The organism is Hymenobacter actinosclerus, from assembly GCF_900111515.1.
Classification (GTDB): Bacteria; Bacteroidota; Bacteroidia; order Cytophagales; family Hymenobacteraceae; genus Hymenobacter; species Hymenobacter actinosclerus.
In genome coordinates, this window is record NZ_FOHS01000003.1 from 1 (window position 1) to 15,181 (window position 15,181).

The 15,181-nt window shown below is 58.8% G+C and carries 11 protein-coding genes, 1 tRNA gene and 1 rRNA gene; 4 read left to right on the forward strand and 9 right to left on the reverse strand.

What is annotated here, in order from left to right; translation table 11 throughout:
- From BMY67_RS11580 to BMY67_RS11605, 5 genes are all read right to left on the reverse strand, one after another.
- A 16S ribosomal RNA gene (locus tag BMY67_RS11580) occupies positions 1-149 on the reverse strand; the annotation flags it as partial.
- 823 nt (positions 150-972) lie between these two features.
- Positions 973-2,244, reverse strand: a complete 1,272-nt coding sequence (locus tag BMY67_RS11590; protein ID WP_092771722.1) for an adenylosuccinate synthase — start codon at positions 2,242-2,244, stop codon at positions 973-975.
- The gene (locus BMY67_RS11595; protein WP_092771724.1) at positions 2,244-2,591 is read right to left on the reverse strand and encodes an STAS domain-containing protein; all 348 of its coding nucleotides are present in this window, start codon (positions 2,589-2,591) and stop codon (positions 2,244-2,246) included. Before BMY67_RS11595 ends, BMY67_RS11590 begins: the two co-directional genes overlap by 1 nt.
- Positions 2,588-3,076, reverse strand: coding sequence for a Fur family transcriptional regulator (locus BMY67_RS11600; RefSeq protein ID WP_092771726.1), 489 nt, complete (start codon positions 3,074-3,076; stop codon positions 2,588-2,590). The genes BMY67_RS11595 and BMY67_RS11600 overlap by 4 nt, the downstream gene beginning before the upstream one ends.
- 194 nt (positions 3,077-3,270) lie before the next feature.
- Positions 3,271-5,475: a RelA/SpoT family protein gene (locus BMY67_RS11605; protein WP_092771728.1), complete on the reverse strand. Its 2,205-nt coding sequence runs from the start codon at positions 5,473-5,475 to the stop codon at positions 3,271-3,273.
- A 320-nt stretch (positions 5,476-5,795) separates the two neighbouring features.
- Here BMY67_RS11605 and BMY67_RS11610 point away from each other — a divergent pair.
- The 4 genes from BMY67_RS11610 (at position 5,796) to clpX (ending at position 9,772) form a co-directional block, all read left to right on the forward strand.
- Positions 5,796-5,877, forward strand: a tRNA-Leu gene (locus BMY67_RS11610).
- 127 nt (positions 5,878-6,004) lie between these two features.
- Positions 6,005-7,333: a trigger factor gene (gene tig / locus BMY67_RS11615; RefSeq protein ID WP_092771730.1), complete on the forward strand. Its 1,329-nt coding sequence runs from the start codon at positions 6,005-6,007 to the stop codon at positions 7,331-7,333.
- A 192-nt stretch (positions 7,334-7,525) separates the two neighbouring features.
- Positions 7,526-8,236, forward strand: a complete 711-nt coding sequence (locus BMY67_RS11620) for a ClpP family protease (RefSeq protein ID WP_092771731.1) — start codon at positions 7,526-7,528, stop codon at positions 8,234-8,236.
- A 312-nt stretch (positions 8,237-8,548) separates the two neighbouring features.
- A complete protein-coding gene (clpX, locus tag BMY67_RS11625) occupies positions 8,549-9,772 on the forward strand; it encodes an ATP-dependent Clp protease ATP-binding subunit ClpX (RefSeq protein ID WP_092771733.1) in 1,224 nt (407 codons plus the stop codon).
- An 838-nt stretch (positions 9,773-10,610) separates the two neighbouring features.
- Here the strand turns inward: clpX and hmpA are convergent.
- From hmpA to BMY67_RS11645, 4 genes are all read right to left on the reverse strand, one after another.
- Positions 10,611-11,822: an NO-inducible flavohemoprotein gene (gene hmpA / locus BMY67_RS11630; RefSeq protein ID WP_092771735.1), complete on the reverse strand. Its 1,212-nt coding sequence runs from the start codon at positions 11,820-11,822 to the stop codon at positions 10,611-10,613.
- A gap of 60 nt (positions 11,823-11,882) precedes the next feature.
- Entirely contained in the window at positions 11,883-12,332 is a 450-nt protein-coding gene (locus BMY67_RS11635) for an RrF2 family transcriptional regulator (RefSeq protein WP_245745026.1), read from the reverse strand.
- Positions 12,333-12,427: 95 nt separating this feature from the next.
- Complete coding sequence (locus BMY67_RS11640) at positions 12,428-14,026, reverse strand: MFS transporter (protein ID WP_218144620.1); 1,599 nt, start codon at positions 14,024-14,026, stop codon at positions 12,428-12,430.
- Positions 14,019-15,125, reverse strand: coding sequence for an HlyD family secretion protein (locus BMY67_RS11645; RefSeq protein WP_092771739.1), 1,107 nt, complete (start codon positions 15,123-15,125; stop codon positions 14,019-14,021). The genes BMY67_RS11640 and BMY67_RS11645 overlap by 8 nt, the downstream gene beginning before the upstream one ends.
- Positions 15,126-15,181: the final 56 nt, after the last annotated feature.

The following is a 15,181-nucleotide window of genomic DNA, read 5'->3' on the forward strand; positions in this document are numbered from 1 at the left end:
TTTCGGCGGGCTATCCCCCAGTTCAGGGCAGGTTGGTTACGCGTTACGCACCCGTGCGCCACTAGTAGTATTGCTACTACCCGTTCGACTTGCATGTATTAGGCCTGCCGCTAGCGTTCATCCTGAGCCAGGATCAAACTCTCCATTGTAAGATTTCTCTACACCATAGCGAACTATGGCTGATGTCAAGTGCTGATCCGACCCTTAATATGTCACTCTCCTAAAAGAGCAACTGATTCGCGTCAATCATTTGCCTTCCACCTCGCGGTTTCAGGCCTTACCTATATTGTCTTTTCCAGTCATTCAAAGAACGTGTGCATCCCTCCGCGTTTGGAGTATGCCGTGCCCTTCACTAAGTGAAGTTGGTTTGTTGTGGGCCCCTTCCGATCGAAGCGGGCTGCAAAGGTAAGTAGCTTTTCGCTACTTGCAAGGGAAAGAAGAAAAACTTTTTTTTCGAAGCGTTTCTTTTCTCGACTTACTGTATCCCCTTCCGGTTGAAGCGGGCTGCAAAGGTACGCCGCTTTTCGGTTGGTGCAAGGCTTAGAGAGAAAAAGTTTTTCTCTTTTTCGGCCTTCCCGCTAGTGCCAGTCGCCTTTTCAGCGGACTTAGCGAAGGTGGGTAGCAGCGCCTCCGGTTGAAGCGGGGTGCAAAGGTAGCAAATCCTTTTTGACTTCCGCAACTGCCAGGGCAACCTTTTTTTCAGGAACCCTTCCGGGGAAGTGGCGGTCCCGACCGCGTTCCGGTTGGGGATGCAAAAGTGGGGCATTGCGCCGGATTACGCAAACCCGGGAGGAAACTTATTTCTGGCGCCCGATAACTGTTGAGGTTAGCAGGCTGGATGATAACCAATTGGGGCGGTGAGTTAGTTCAGGTAAGTGGTGATATTTCTTTGCTGTGCGGGGTTGTGGGACACAAAAAACCCGAATTGCTGGCGGCAATCCGGGTTTTGAGGGGCTGTTTTACTTTCGAAAATCAGTTCATATGCAGCGTGCTTACCCGGTCGGGGCCGACGCTGACGATGCTGATGGGCACTTCGAGGTGCTGCTCCAGGAACTGCACGTAGCTGATTAGCTCGGCTGGGAGGGCCTTGGGGTCGGAGATGGCCTGCAGGTTGGTGCGCCACCCGGGCATGCTTCTATATACAGGAGTCAGCTTTTCCAGGTCGCCGTGGTCGGGCAGGTGGTCGGTTTTTTCGCCGTTGGGCAGCTCGTAGTGCGTGCAGATGCGGATTTCGTCGAACTCATCGAGTACGTCGGCCTTCATGAGGTGGATTTCGGTGACGCCGTTGAGCATGATGCTGTAGCGCAGGGCGGGCAAATCAATCCAGCCGCAGCGGCGGGGGCGGCCGGTGGTGGCTCCGAACTCGCGGCCGGCGGCCCGAATCTGCTCCCCAACCTCGTCGTGCAACTCGGTAGGGAAAGGGCCGGCGCCTACGCGGGTGCAGTAGGCTTTGCTGATGCCATATACCTTATTGATGTGGCGCGGCGCAATACCGAGGCCGGTACAGGCGCCCGCCACGATGGTGCTGGACGACGTAACGTAAGGATAGGTGCCGAAATCGATATCGAGCATGGAGCCCTGGGCGCCTTCGGCCAGTACGTTCTTACCCTCTTTCAGCAGATCGTTGAGCAGGTACTCGGTGTCGGTGAGCTGCAGGGTGCGCAGGAACTCGACGGCGGAAAAGAAATCGGCCTCGAACTCTTCAATGTCGAGGCCGCGGCCGTGGAATTCAGCAATGGTGGCGTGCCGGGCAACGGCTTCGCGGTAACGCTGCTCAAAATCGGGGAGCAGAATGTCGCCGACGCGCAGGCCGGTGCGGCCAATTTTGTCCTGGTACGTAGGGCCGATGCCCTTGAGGGTGGAACCGATTTTGTCGCCGCCGCGGGATTCCTCGTTGATACGGTCGAGGGCGCGATGCGAGGGCAGAATCAGCTGAGCCTTGCGCGAGATGTAGAGGTTGCGGCTGTAATCGACGCCCCGGTCGGTGAGCTTCTGGAGCTCTTGGCGGAATACTACCGGGTCGAGCACTACGCCGTTGCCGACGACGTTTAGGATATGAGGGTGAAAAATACCCGACGGCACCTGGTGCAGCACGTGCTTGATGCCATCGAAGGTGAGCGTGTGGCCGGCGTTGGGGCCGCCCTGGAAACGGGCTACTACATCATAAGTGGGGGCGAGGACATCGACAATCTTGCCTTTACCCTCATCACCCCACTGTAATCCTACCAGTACGTCAACAGGCATTAGTTTGCGGTTTTCAAAAGTTGAGCGGCCGCTGATTCATCATCGGCCACAGAAAAAATTGCGTTCAGCTTGGTCAGGGCCAGCATTTTGCGGGGGTGGTCGGCGGGGTTGATGAGCACCAGCTCGCCGCCGCGGCTGCGAAACTTGGTGAGCAGCGACACCAATACCCCGATGCCGGTGCTGTTGATGTAGCGAATGCCCGACAAATCGACGGCACAGTGCAGCAGGTCTTCGCCAAGGTGCTGGTCGACGCTTTGCAGCAGCTGCTGGGTGTCGGGGCTGCCGATTAGGTCGCCGGAAAGGCGCACAAACAGAATGCCGTCCTGGACGGCGGAATCAGTTTTCATGAGGTTTGGAGGGCGGCGGCCTGGGCGCGGCAGTCGCCGCACACGCCATAAAGGTTCAAAGAGTGGTGCAAGATATGGAAGTTGAGTAACTCCCCGACCATCGTCTGGATGCCGTGGATGCGCGGGTCGCAGAACTCGACCACTTTATGGCACTCGGTGCAGATGACGTGGTCGTGCTGGCGGTAACCGTAGCTCTTTTCGTACTGGGCGAGGTTGCGGCCGAACTGGTGGCGGCTCACGAGGCCGTGCTCGACCAGCAAATCGAGCGTGTTGTACACCGTGGCCCGGCTTACGCGCAGGCCCTGCTCCTTCATGCCGGCATACAACTGCTCGACGTCGAAGTGACCGGTGCGAGAGTATATTTCCTCCAGGATGGCGTAACGCTCCGACGTTTTGCGCAAACCCTTATTTTCGAGGTAAGCCGTGAAAATCTTCTTGACCTCCTCGTACTTTTCTTTATCGAGATGCTTCTCGGAAACTGCCATGCTTGGGGACCTTCTATTATAAGGAGTGAAACCAGTGAAAAAGGCTAACTCCGGAATGCGTTACAGTAACTACAGCCAGGTACGCAGCTCTTCTCTTATACCGTTTTATACTCTTCGTTTTGTGGAATACCTTTTAGAGCTACTGCAACAACTATTCTCTTCCAGACCTCCCTCCTACCGGGCTCCTATGCCTTTCAGGAGTCGAACCGCTCTACGGTCATCACGCCGTTTACCTTGTTCAAGCGCTGAATCAGGCGGTCGAGGTGAGCCGTGTCGTTGACAAAAACCATAATCTGGCCTTCGAAGATACCATCGTTCGAGTCCATGGTGATGGAGCGCATGTTCACCTTAAGGCTGGTGCTGATGATGCGCGTGACGTCGTTGACGAGGCCCACGCGGTCGGCGCCCTTGATGCGGATGCCCGCCAGGAAGGCCAGCTCCAGCTGCTCGGTCCATTTGGCGCGCACGATGCGGTTGCCGTAGTTGGACATCATCTGCACAGCTTGGGGGCAGGACGTACGGTGGATAACGATTCCCTCGTCGGTTTCGAAGCCAAACACGTCGTCGCCGGGGATGGGGTTGCAGCAGGGCGCAATGGTGTAGTCGAACTTGTCGGTCCGCTCGCCGATTACCAGCATGTTGGCATTCACGCCCCGCACTTTCTGCACCTCGTGGTCGAAAGAGCGCGGCTCCAAGCGCGAGGGCAGCCGGGGCGACTCGCCGCCCTCGAAAACGCCGCGAACGATTTCGCGGCCGTCGAGCTGACCGAGGGCGATGCGGTAGAACAGTTCGGGCAGGTTGCTGACGTTGAAGTAGGCCAGCAGGCGGTTCAGGTTTTCCGGATTCACCTCCACGCCGAGCAGTTCCAGCCGTTTTTCCACCAGAAAGCGGCCGTCTTCCGACTTGGCTTTGCGGTCGTCGCGGAGCCAGTCTTTGATGCGCGTGCGGGCCTTGGAGGTGGTTACGTACTGCAGCCACTCCTCGGTGGGGCGCTGCTTCTGGGACGTCAGGATTTCGACCTGGTCGCCGTTGTGGAGCTGGTAGCTCAGGGGCTGCAGCTTCTGGTTTACCTTGGCGCCGAGGCACTGCAGGCCAATCTGGGAGTGAATCTCAAAGGCGAAATCGAGGGCCGTGGCCTTATCGGGCAGGATGATGAGCTTGCCCTTGGGCGTAAAGGCGTACACCTCCTTCACGAACAGGTTCTGGCGGAACTCGTCCATGAATTCGAGGGCACTGGAATTGTTGGTTTCCAGCATCTCACGCACCTTATTGATCCAGCTTTCCAGCGTCGATTCGGGCTGGGGCACGCCGGTATCCTTGTATTTCCAGTGAGCGGCATAGCCTTTCTCAGCAATGTCGTCCATGCGGCGGCTGCGTACCTGCACTTCTACCCACTGCCCGGTGCGCGACATAACGGTGGTGTGCAGGCTCTCATAGCCGTTGGCCTTGGGCGTGCTCACCCAATCGCGCAGACGATCGGGGTTGGGCTGGTAGAAGTCGGTGACGATGCTGTAGACCTGCCAGCAGGCTGCTTTTTCCTGTTCCGGCGGCACGTCCAGAATAATTCGGATAGCAAACAAATCGTACACCTCATCAAAGGAGATGTTCTGCTTGCGCATCTTTTTAAGGATGGAATAGATGCTTTTGGGCCGGCCTTTTATTTCATACTTAAAGCCCTGGGCGGCCAGCTCGTCATCAATAGGCTGCACGAACTCCTTGATAAAGCGGTTGCGCGAGATGCGGCTCTGGCGCACCTGAGTTACCAGCTCCTCATACACCTCGGTGTCGGTGTACTTCAGGTAGAGGTCCTCGAGCTCGGTTTTGATGGTGTACAGCCCCAGGCGATGGGCCAGCGGGGCGTAGAGGTAAATGGTTTCCGACGAGATTTTGAGCTGCTTGTGCCGGGGCATCGACTCCAGCGTGCGCATGTTGTGCAGGCGGTCGGCGAGCTTGATGAGAATCACGCGCACGTCGTCGGAGAGCGTGAGCAGCATTTTGCGGAAGTTTTCGGCCTGCTCGGAGGTGCCGTAGTCGAACACGCCCGAAATTTTGGTGAGGCCATCGACGATGCGGGCCACCTTGGAGCCGAACTCGCGCTCCACGTCGGCTACCTCCCAGGGCGTGTCCTCCACCACGTCGTGCAGCAGGGCCGCCACGATGCTGGTGGTACCGAGGCCGATTTCCTCCACCACAATCTGGGCCACGGCCAGCGGGTGCAGAATGTAGGGCTCGCCCGACTTGCGGCGCATCTCCTTGTGGGCTTCCAGGGAAGTATTGAAGGCCTTTTTGATGAGCTTGGCGTCGCCGGGCTTGAGGTAGGGCTTGGCGGTACGGAGCAGGCGGCGGTACTGGCGCAGGATTTCCTGGCGCTCTACCTCGGGGTCGATAACGATAGACATGGCGGACGGGCGGCACCCCACGGTGCCGAAAAGAACGAGTAACGAAGATACGAGGCCCTAAGCTGGAAAGTAACAACCCCGGGCCGGACTTGGTGCGGCAGTACCCATAGCGCAAAGCGGCTGAACGGTTCGGGCAACGACAATGAACCGGAATGAGCGGTGAAATACCCCGCAAAGACGCAACTCCGCCTTACTTCCCTAACTCTTATTGGCTTTTCAACATTGCGCAGAAGGTTTTACCAAGCGTTTATCAGAAAATACATTGGTTTTGTAATAGCACTTGCGTAGTTTTGCGCCCCCGAGGCAGATGGCTTCGTACTGCGGATGTGGCGAAATTGGTAGACGCACCAGACTTAGGATCTGGCGCCGCAAGGTGTGTGGGTTCGAGTCCCTCCATCCGCACAAAGTGGGTTTCAGCTTGGCTGGAATCATTTTTAAACCCTCAACCCACCCGTTGGGGGTTTCTTTTTGGGGGTCGGTTCCATCCCGGCCCTTTTTACCCCAACGTAGCACCTTTAACCGACCAGCAGTGGATATCACCCTCGACAAGCAAGACGACCAGCTTCATGCCATCCTGACAGTAAACCTCACGGAGGCTGACTACGCCACCGCCGTGGAGAGCAAGCTGAAAGAGTACAGCAAAAAGGCCCAGATCAAGGGCTTCCGGCCCGGCAAGGTGCCCGTAACGCTGGTACGCAAGATGTACGGCAAGGGCATTCTGGTGGACGAAATCAACGAGCTGCTGGGCAAGTCGGTGGATGGCTACATCAAGGAGAACAACCTGCGCATTCTGGGCGAGCCCCTGCCGGTAGCTTCCGATATCGACTTCGACAACCAGAAGGACTTCTCGTTCCAGTTCGAGCTGGGCCTGCTGCCTGATTTCGAGCTGCCCGCCGATCAGGCTATTACTGTGGACCGCCACAAGGTGACGCTCGACGAGAACACCAAGAACGAAACCTACGAGCAGCTGGAGCGCCAGTTTGGCGAAACCACCGAGCCCGAGGCTGCCGAAGCCGGCGACTACTTGGTGGGTCGCCTGCGCAAGGACGGTGAGGAGGGCGAAGGCCGCCTGCTGATGCTGCCAACCAACAAAATGAAGAGCGAAGCCGATAAGTTCGTGGGCGCCAAGCCCGAGGACGTTATCAGCTTCGACCTCAAAAACGCTTTCGACGGCGACGCCAAGGCCATTGCCAACTTCACCGGCATGAGCCGCGAGGAAGCCGAAGCCGTGGAGGGTACCTACACCCTGACCGTGGAGAAGGTGCAGCGTACGGCCCCCGCCGAGTTCAACCAGGAGCTGTTCGATAAAGTATTCGGCAAGGACATCGTGACGTCGAAGGAGGATTTTGATGCCAAGGTGACCGAAACGGTGATGGAGAACTACGACCGCGAGTCGGACAACCTGATGAACCGTCAGATTATCGACAAGATGCTGGAGAACGTAAGCATCGACTTGCCCAAGGAGTTCTTCAAGAAGTGGCTGGTGCGCGCCAACGAAGGCAAGCTGACGCCCGAGCAGATTGAGGAGCACTACGACGACTACGCCAAGGAGCTGAAGTGGTCGATGATCCGCAACAAGGTGGTGGAAGCCAACGAGCTGAAGGTGGAAAACGAGGAAATCGTAGACCGCACGATGCAGAAAATCCTGGGCCAGTTCAACATGGAGATGACGCCCGAGCTCGAAGAGTCGGTGCGCGGTTTCGCCGACAACTTCCTGCGCCAGGAGAACGGCAAGAACTACGTACAGGAGTACGAGGCCATTCTGGCAGAGAAAGTGCTGGAAAACCTGCGCGGCAAAGTTGTTGTTAACGACAACGAGATTACGGCCGAGGACTTCCGCAATCAGAACGCCGGCTAAGCCCTGCCGTCGTTTCGGTTTTCAAAACCACCAAAAAGCCCTTACTTGTTTGTAGGGGCTTTTTTGTTGAGAAGCTAGGAGATAGAAGTTAGGAGCTAGAATCATTTTTGATTTCCGCTCCTTGACTACTCCAATTTCTGGTCTCTCAATTCTAGCTCCTAGCTTCTATCTACTAACTCCTTTTTTCCCCCCATGCTGAATAAACAAGAGTTCCGCAAGTTTGCCGTGAAGGGCCAGGGTCTGAATGGCCTGGGCGTTGACCAGTACATCCAGCACGTAGAAGGCCAGACCCGCGGCGGGCTGATTATGCCTTCCAACATGACTCGCTCGGTAATTGAGGAGCGCCCCACCCGCTTCGCCGAAATCGATGTATTCTCCCGCCTGATTATGGATCGGATTGTGTTCCTGGGCACGGCCGTGGACGATTACGTGGCCAACATCCTGACGGCCCAGATGCTGTTTCTGGAGTCGGTTGACGCCAAGAAGGACATTCTGCTCTACATCAACTCGCCCGGCGGCTCGGTGTACGCCGGCCTGGGTATCTACGACACCATGCAGTACGTGAACCCCGACGTGGCCACCATCTGCACCGGTCTGGCGGCCTCGATGGGCGCCGTGCTGCTGGCCGGCGGTGCCAAAGGCAAGCGTTCGGCCCTGCCCCACGCCCGCGTGATGATTCACCAGCCCTCGGGTGGCGCGCAAGGCCAGTCGTCGGATATCGAAATCACGGCCCGCGAGATTCTCAAGCTTAAAAAGGAGCTCTACGACATCCTGGCCGACCACACCGGCAAAACCTACCAGGAAATCCATGACAACTCCGACCGCGACTACTGGATGCGCGCCGATGAGGCCAAAGAGTACGGCCTGATTGACGAGGTGCTCGAAAAGAAGAAAGCTGACTAGTTGCACGGCTGAATAAACCGTCATGCTGAGCGAAGCGGAGCGTAACCGAAGCATCTCTACCGCCAAAGTAACTCTGACGTTTGATTAGCACTGCGGTAGAGATACTTCGACTACGCTCCGCTTCGCTCAGCATGACCCGCTCTTTAGCAGTCAGATACCAAAAAAGCCCGCGTTTGCGGGCTTTTTTGTTTACTTCACGTTCAGCGCCGGTGGCACGTTTTTACGGCTGCTTGGCGTTGGGCTTTTCGTACCTTTGAAGCCGGTTGGTACCAGCAACCCGCTTCCCTCCTATTTCAGCGAGTTCCTTTAGCAATGGCAGATATTACGTGCTCGTTCTGCGGCAAGAACAAGAAAGACGTTACGGTGATGATTTCGGGCATTAATGCTCACATCTGCGAGCGATGCGTGGGGCAGGCCCAGCAAATCCTGAACGAGGAAAATAAGATTCGGGCCAACTCGAAGACTCCGAAATTCAACCTCGTGAAGCCCCGCGAGATGAAGGACTACCTCGACCAGTACGTGGTGGGCCAGGATGAAGCCAAGAAGGTGATGTCGGTGGCGGTGTACAACCACTACAAGCGCCTGATGCAGACGCCGCAGAAAGACGATGTGGTGATTGAAAAGTCGAACATCATCATGGTGGGCGAAACCGGCACGGGCAAAACCTTTCTTACGCGCATGCTGGCCAACATCCTGCAGGTGCCCTTCTGCATCGCCGACGCCACCGTGCTCACGGAGGCCGGCTACGTGGGCGAGGACGTGGAAAGCATCCTCACGCGCCTGCTCCAGGCCGCCGACTACAACGTGGAAGCGGCCGAGCGCGGCATTGTGTACATCGACGAAATCGACAAGATTGCCCGCAAGAGCGACAACCCCAGCATCACGCGCGACGTGAGCGGCGAGGGCGTGCAGCAGGCCATGCTGAAGCTGCTGGAAGGCACGACGGTGAACGTGCCGCCCCACGGCGGCCGCAAGCACCCCGAGCAGAAGATGATTACGGTGAACACCGAGAACATCCTCTTCATCTGCGGCGGCGCCTTCGTGGGCATTGAGCGCATCATCAAAAACCGCCTCAACACCAAGCCCATTGGCTTCGCCAAAACCCAGCTCGAGGAGCAGCACGACACCAACAACTTCCTGCGCTACGTCACGGCCCAGGACCTCAAGTCGTTTGGCCTGATACCCGAGCTGATTGGCCGCCTGCCGGTGCTCACCCACCTCAACCCGCTCGACCACGCCACGCTGCGCAAAATCCTGACCGAGCCCAAAAACTCCATCGTCAAGCAGTACCAGCGCCTGTTCGACATGGAAGGCATTGAGTTGAGCTTCTCGGAAGGCGCCCTCGAATATATTGTGGTGAAAGCCGACGAGTACCGCCTCGGCGCCCGCGGTCTGCGCAGCATCTGCGAAGGCATTATGACCGACGCCATGTTCGATATGCCCTCCGAGGAAGGCGTGAAGGAACTAGTCATCGACGAGGACTACGCCCGGAGCAAGTTCGAGCAGACCGCTATGAAGCAGCTGCGGGCGGCGTAATAATTTCACAAGTGCTCTTTCAAATGGAAAGAGCGAAGAGCCTGAGTTTAAAGGTTGCTTTGACTATTGACTTTACGATGTCGTTAGTTGGGATTCTGACGTTCTCACCACTCCTATTTGTGTTGCTGACCCAAAACCTGACGAACATGCTGACAAAGTTCACAAGTGTAGTAGGTGGAGTAGCTCTCGTGGGGGAACGGTTTCCAGACTCCGTACTATCAGACATTGGAAGCATAGAAGAAGCATCCTGAATTCAGGACTGAGAGCGGGGGTTCGAGTCCCCCACCCCCACCAGACTCAAAAGAGCCTCACTAGAAACTTCTGGTGAGGCTCTTTTTCTATCAATTCTTAGAGCGTGCGGGCAAGCCAAACATTCACTTCCCGAAACTCACCGTTTTTTAAGGTAACAAATACTTGGCAGCACTTTTTGCCACCTGAACTGCACCTACAGCGGATTTCAGGTTGGTGTACCGGGTCGTTCTGGTGTCGCGCCTCACCCCCCGGCCCCCTCTCCGAAAAGGAGAGGGGGAGCCAGTCGAATGCAGGCTGTACACCAACCCGAAATTCGCTCTAACTACGGCAGTAGCAGTAGCAACTCGACCAGTTCGCCAATAGTGCTTCAAGTTGCCAAATCACTATTGGCGAGCTGGGGATGGGGCTATTTTGAAGGACTGCACTTTATTTCGCTCGTGGGCACCGCCGGGATGTTGTTAGTAGCTAACCTGATTATCCACCGGAGGGTCGCCCCGGGCTAGATAGGCCTCATCAACGCGCAACTGGGCCGCCCCGAGTGGCAGGGCGGCCCAGTTCTTATTGGTCAATGGCGCTCAGATGGCGGTTACACGCTCAGCGTGGCCGGACCGAACTCCTCGAAGTGAATGGCCTCGCGGGGTACGCCCAGCGCGGCCAGGTCCTGCACCTGCTTGCGGATGAAGGGCGCGGGGCCGCAGATGTAATAGTCGGCGTCGGCGGGCAGCAGCGTGCCGCCGTTCAGAGTATTCAGGTCCACGATGCCCTGGTAGTGGCCCTCCTGCTCGGGGCTGGTGGCCAGCTTGTCGTAGAAGATGTGCTGCTGTACCTGCTCATGGCGGGCGGCCAGCTCGGCTACCGGCTGGCGAAAAGCGTGCACCTGCGGATTGCGGCTGCCGTGCACCCACAAGACCTCGCGGGGGCTGTTGGTGGAAATCAGGTGTTCGAGCATGCTCAGCAGGGGCGTCTGGCCCACGCCGCCGCTCACCAATACCACGGGGGTCGGCTTGGCGGTGTCGAGCATGAAGTCGCCGGCCGGAGCGGCCAGCTCCACGATGCCGCCTTCCTCCACAAAGTCGTGCAGGCGGTTGCTGATCATGCCGTTGGGGTGCTGGGGGTTGCCAGCCTCCTTTTTCACCGAAATGCGGTAGTACTCGCCGTTGGGGGCGCTGGAGAGGCTGTACTGACGGGGCTGGAACAGGTTCAGCTCGGGCAGGAACAGCTTCAGGCTCACGTACTGGCCGGGCTGGAAATCGGCCACCCGGCCGCCGTCAGTCGGGTACAGGTAGAAGGAGGTAATTTCATCGGATTCGGCCACCTTACGCTTTACGGTGAAGGGGCGCCAGCCGGTCCAGCCGCCCTCCTGGTTGGCCGCCTTTTGGTAGAGGCCGCTTTCGAGGCCGCTCATCAGGCCGGCCAGCTCGTTGTAGGCGGTGGCCCAGGCGTCGAGCAGTTCGGGCGTGGCGGCGTCGCCCAGCACCTCCCCGATGGAGGCAATCAGGTGGCGGCCCACAATGGCGTAGTGCTCGGGCCGGATATCGAGGCTGACGTGCTTGTGGCCGATTTTGGTAACGGCATGCACGAGCACCGAGGGGTCCTCGATGTTTTCGGCGTAGGCCAGCACGGCCATGGCCAGCGCCATCTGCTGCTTGCCGTTCTGCTGATTGCCCATGTTGAAGACGTTCTTCAGCTCGGGGTTGTGCTCGAACATGCGGCGGTAGAAGTGCGTCGTGAGGGCCACGCCGTGCTCGCGCAGGGTATTTACGGTGGCCGTTACGAGGGCTTTCTGATCGGTATTCATAAAGAAGAGAACTAGGTTATTACCGGATGATTTTGTCCGGTATCTGGATAAAAAAAGGGTTCAACTGAATTGGCGCAGGAAGCCCAGGCCGTCGTGCACCTTGCCGGCCAGCTCGCCGATGGTGTGGGTGCGCAGTACTTCGTTGAGCTGGTCGCGGATGGGCAGGAACTGGTAGTGCAGCGGGCAGGGCTGCTTGGCCGAGCATTGCGTCAGCCCCAGCGCGCAGCCCTGCAGCATCTGGCCCCCATCAATGGCCAGCACCACCTGCCGGAGCGTAACGGTGCGCAGTTGCTCGGGCGTCAGGGTAAAGCCGCCGGTGGGGCCCTTCACCGAGGTTACCAGCCCGGCGCGAACCAGCTGCTGGAGCACCTTGGCGGTGAAGGCTTCCGGCGAACCAACTTCGGTGGCAATGTCGCGCAGGCCTACCCGGCGGCCACTATCGGCCGACTGCTGCCCGATGTAGATAGCAGCCCGGATACCGTACTCGCAGGCCTTGGAGAACATTGCCATGATGGGACAAAGGTACGGCCGGATTCAATACCGGACAAATACATCCGCTATAAAATCCATCCTTTTTGAGCCAATTAAGGCCCCTTCCCTCCTGCTTAGGCCGGAACCAGCCGGCTCGATTTCAGGTACACCACCGTGCGGTTGAGGTAGGGCAGCAGGCCCACCAGCAGCAGCGTGCCCACCAGCAGCCAGGCCATCAGCTCGTAGTAATCCATGGCGTAGCGGATCTGGCTCTGGCCGTTCACGGCGGCCACCAGCAGCTTGGCGGCGGCTTTGCCCGAGCGGTCGGGCGCGAGGCCGTGGGCCAGCAGCCGGCCGGCCTGGGCGTCGAGCGTGTGGCGGACTACGGGGTTGGTGCGGGTGAGCACGTCCTGGAAAGCGCTGTAGTGGCGGCCCTTCTCCAGCAGCTCGAAAAAATTGAGCAGCGCCACGCTGGCACAGTACCCCATATAGCGCACCGCCAGGCAAATGCCCGCCGCCGAGGGCCCCAGCGCCACCGGCACCGAGGCAATGGCGAACACGATGGTGGGCACCATCACGAGCCCGATGCCCAGGCCCTGCACGAACAGCGGCCCGTAGAACGTATCCTCGTTGGCCTGGGTATCAAACAGGAAAAACATGACCACGTGGAAGCCCAGCAGCAGCCCGAAGCCCGCCAGCCAGATAAAGCGGATGCGCACCTGTTGCAGCGTGAGGGCCGCGGCTACCACCACGCCCACCACCAGCCCGGCCAGGTTCAGCAGGTTGAGGTAGGAAACGTGCATCGGGTCGAGGCGGAGCACGGTGGCGAAAAACCCGTTGGTGATGCCGCCCGCAAACCGGCACAGGTACAGAATGAACAGCAGCAGCAGCCCGATTTTGTAGTTGCGAATCCGGAAGATGGCCAGCGCGGTGTAGGGCCGCTTGAGGCTGCGCTGCCGCAGCACGTACAGCCCCCCCAGGCCCAGAATGGCCAGCACGCTCCGCCGGATGCGCAGGTCGGCGAGCCAGTAGTACTCTTGGCCGTAGATGGCAATGTAGCCCAGCAGCACCAGCACGATGCTGTAGAGCGCGAAGCTCTGCCAGTCGAGCCGGCGCAGCGGGAAGTGCACGTCGAGCCGGATGTTGTTCATGCTTACCAGCAGCGCCAGCAGGCCGGGCACGTAGGAGAAGATGACGCCCTTGTACACGGCGTTGAAGTTGAACGAGTCGATAAGGTCGGCCGTGACCAGGTTGTTGAAGGGCAGCGCGCAAATCAGCATGCCAAAGAACACCGAGAAGCTGATCTCCCGGGCCCGCTCGCTCCGCAGACGCGTGAACATGAAGGCCAACGACAGGTTGACGGCGCTGGCAAACAGGATGCCCTGCACAAAGCGCAGCGGAAACAGCACGTACAGGTCCTGGGTCTGGTAGCAGCCGTAGGCCACCGCCAGTTGCAGTAGCGTGATGACGATGAAGTACTCCTTGGTGGCCAGATACTGGAAAAACCGCCGTTCCAGGGCGTAGAACCCCGCGTAGCCCGAGTAGAACAGGGCTACGGCAAACTGAATGTCGGCCGGCTCGCTGCCGTAGTAGCCGGCGGCGGCATTGGTGTTGGCCAGCGGCAGGAAGAACAGCACCAGCCCCGGCAGCAGCACACTGAACAGAACGACCTTCACGAGCCATTCGGGCATCCAGGGCCGGAACAGCGGCAGCAGCGGCAGGGGCTTATCCACGGCGCGGGCGCTGGGCGGCTACTGTTGCGCCGGTTGCGTGGGGCGGCTGCTCCTTGGTCACCGACACGTTCACGTTCATGCCCACCTTCAGCAAATCCAGTTCGGCCCGGGCGCCGGTTACCCGGATGCGCACGGGCACGCGCTGCACGATTTTGACGTAGTTGCCGGTGGAGTTGTCGGGCGGCAGCAGCGAGAAGCTGGAGCCCGTGGCCGGCGAAAACGAAATAATGGTACCCTTGAACAGGTGGTCGGGGTAGGCGTCGGCGGTGAAGGTGGCCGTGTCGCCGAGTTGCAGGCTGGCCAGCTGGGTTTCCTTGTAGTTGGCTACCACCCACTTGTCGGTTTCGTTGTTCACCACGTAGGCCAGCACCTCGCCGGCGTCTATCATCTGGCCCGCTTCCACGGTGCGGCGGCCCATGCGGCCGTCGTAGGGCGCCACAATGGTCGTGTAGCTCACATCGAGCTTGTGGCGGTCGAGCAGGGCCCGCAGGTTGGCAATCTGGGCTTTCACCACGCCTTTTTCCAGCTCGGTGTCGGCTATTTTCGAGCGGGCCGCCGCGTAGGTATCCTGGGCGGCCTGGTACTCGCTACGGCTCACATCGAGCGTGGCCTGCATGGCTTCGAGCTGCTGCTGGGTGGCCGATTCTTCGGCCGTAAGCTTCTGGTAGCGGTTGTAGTCGAGCTGCTGCTTCCAGAGGCGGGCCTTGGCGGCCGTTACCTGGGCGCTGGCCGCCCGGGCCGATTCGCCCAACGTCTGCACGTTGCTGGCCAGTACCCGCAGGTGGGCTTCTTCGCGCTCAATGGCGGCCTCGGTCTGGGCCTGCTGGATGGTGTACTCGCGCGGGTCGATGAGCAGCAGCGTATCGCCCTTGCGCACCACCTCATTTTCCTCAAATTTCACCGCCACAATAAAGCCGCCGGCCCGCGAAATAACCGGGTTTACGTACTCCTGCACCTGGGCGTCGTTGGTTTGCTCGGCCACGTGGAAATCCCACAGCGTGCGCACGCCCCACACGGCCAGCACCGCCACCGTGAGGCCCGCCAGCCAGCCCGTAATCCTGGTAATCAGCCGGTCGGTAACCGTGTATCTTCTTTTCATTTTAGGGTAAATTCGGGGTTGATGGTACTGTCGTACTGATTGACCGTCATGCTGAG

What these genes read in the sequence shown, in the direction of transcription:
- BMY67_RS11605 (WP_092771728.1), bottom strand. Translation starts at nt 5,475, where the DNA reads ATGTCTATCGTTATCGACCCCGAGGTAGAGCGCCAGGAAATCCTGCGC.
- BMY67_RS11635 (WP_245745026.1), bottom strand. Translation starts at nt 12,332, where the DNA reads ATGGCAATGTTCTCCAAGGCCTGCGAGTACGGTATCCGGGCTGCTATC.
- BMY67_RS11645 (WP_092771739.1), bottom strand. Translation starts at nt 15,125, where the DNA reads ATGAAAAGAAGATACACGGTTACCGACCGGCTGATTACCAGGATTACG.
- clpX (WP_092771733.1), top strand. Translation starts at nt 8,549, where the DNA reads ATGGCAGATATTACGTGCTCGTTCTGCGGCAAGAACAAGAAAGACGTT.
- hmpA (WP_092771735.1), bottom strand. Translation starts at nt 11,822, where the DNA reads ATGAATACCGATCAGAAAGCCCTCGTAACGGCCACCGTAAATACCCTG.
- BMY67_RS11600 (WP_092771726.1), bottom strand. Translation starts at nt 3,076, where the DNA reads ATGGCAGTTTCCGAGAAGCATCTCGATAAAGAAAAGTACGAGGAGGTC.
- BMY67_RS11590 (WP_092771722.1), bottom strand. Translation starts at nt 2,244, where the DNA reads ATGCCTGTTGACGTACTGGTAGGATTACAGTGGGGTGATGAGGGTAAA.
- BMY67_RS11620 (WP_092771731.1), top strand. Translation starts at nt 7,526, where the DNA reads ATGCTGAATAAACAAGAGTTCCGCAAGTTTGCCGTGAAGGGCCAGGGT.
- BMY67_RS11595 (WP_092771724.1), bottom strand. Translation starts at nt 2,591, where the DNA reads ATGAAAACTGATTCCGCCGTCCAGGACGGCATTCTGTTTGTGCGCCTT.